The following is a 1,550-nucleotide window of genomic DNA, read 5'->3' on the forward strand; positions in this document are numbered from 1 at the left end:
GGTCGCTCGTCATGTATCGAGCTCGAGGGCTTCCGTTTCGACACCGGCCCGACCTTCTTTCTGTACCCCGAGATTATCCGTGAGATTTTCGCGCAATGTGGGTTCAAGTTCGACGAGATGGTCGAGCTCGAGAGGCTCCATCACCTCTACGATCTGCGCTTTGAAGATGGTCCTAACCTCTCGCTGACGACCGATCCACAGCGTCTTGAAGAGGAAATAGCCAAGATCTCGCCGCAGGACGCGAGACAGGTGAGACGCTTCCTCGCCGATAACAGGAATAAATTCGAGCGTTTCATCGCGCCCCTCCAGAGGCCTTTCAACTCGGTCTTTGACCTGTTCAAGCCTGACATGCTCAAGGCGCTTCCGGTTCTCTCGCCGTTCTCTTCCATCGACAAGGACCTGTCACGCTACTTCAGCGACCCGCGCACGCGTCTCGCCTTTTCGTTTCAGAGCAAATATCTGGGTATGTCGCCCTACCGGTGTCCCTCGCTCTTTACCATCCTGAGCTTCATGGAACACGAGTTCGGTATCTATCACCCCAAAGGTGGAACCGAGGCCGTCATGGCCGCCATGGCGCAGGCAGCAACGACCATGGGGGTCCGTATCGAGCTCAATAGTGCCGTTGAGACAATCGAGACCAGCAAGGGCAAGACGACCGGGATTGTGGCGAACGGAAGTGCCGTTCCGGTCGATGCGGTTGTTGTCAACGGCGATTTTGCCCGCACCATCTCCGCCCTTTTGCCAGGCAATTCACGCAAGAAATGGAGCGATGAGAACATCGCCAGCAAGAAATTCTCCTGCTCGACGTTCATGATGTATCTGGGCCTCAAGGGCAGCCTGCCCGATCACGCTCATCACACCATTTTTCTTTCCAGCGATTATGAAAACAATTTTGCCGAGATCGAGGCAGGTAAACAGATTTCGTCCAAGGCGTCCCTCTACATCCAGAACGCGTGTGTGACAGATCCCGGTCAGGCGCCTGAAGGATGTTCAGCCCTCTACGTCCTCATGCCGGTCGGCAATCTTCGCCAAGATGGCTTCGAGTGGGATGAGGCCAACACAGCGCAGGCGCGCGCGATCGTTTTCCAACGTCTTCGTGATGCGGGGTTTGGCGATATAGAAGAGCGTATCCTGGTCGAGAAAACCATCACCCCGCTGCAATGGCAGGAGGAACACGACGTTCATCGAGGTGCGGTGTTCAACATGGCCCACTCGCTTGGACAAATGCTGCACCGACGCCCCCATAACCGTTTCGAAGACGTGAAAGGCGTTTATCTTGCGGGCGGCGGCACCCATCCTGGCAGTGGCCTGCCTGTTATTTTCGAGGGAGCACGCATCAGTGCGACGCTCCTCATCGAAGATCTGGCCAAGGCGCCAGCGACGATTATCGAGACCCCACCTCCGGGTCTGCACCTGATGCCAGAATGTACCGGTGGCCACGCCTGAGCGGAAGAGAATTCCATGCTGAATACGACGAAGCGAGCACCCATAGTCATCATCGGGGCGGGGCTCGGGGGATTGGCCGCCGCTTGCACGCTGAGCGCCCGCGG

General features: G+C 57.2%; 1 protein-coding gene. It reads left to right on the forward strand.

Going from position 1 to position 1,550, the window contains the following annotated elements; genetic code table 11:
- The coding region (gene crtI, locus P792_RS25170) for a phytoene desaturase family protein (protein WP_023978070.1) at positions 1–1,446 on the forward strand (1,446 nt) is incomplete at its 5' end.
- Positions 1,447–1,550 lie beyond the last annotated feature (104 nt).

Origin of the sequence: Asaia sp. SF2.1, from assembly GCF_000505765.1 — a bacterium.
GTDB classification, from domain to species: domain Bacteria; phylum Pseudomonadota; class Alphaproteobacteria; order Acetobacterales; family Acetobacteraceae; genus Asaia; species Asaia bogorensis.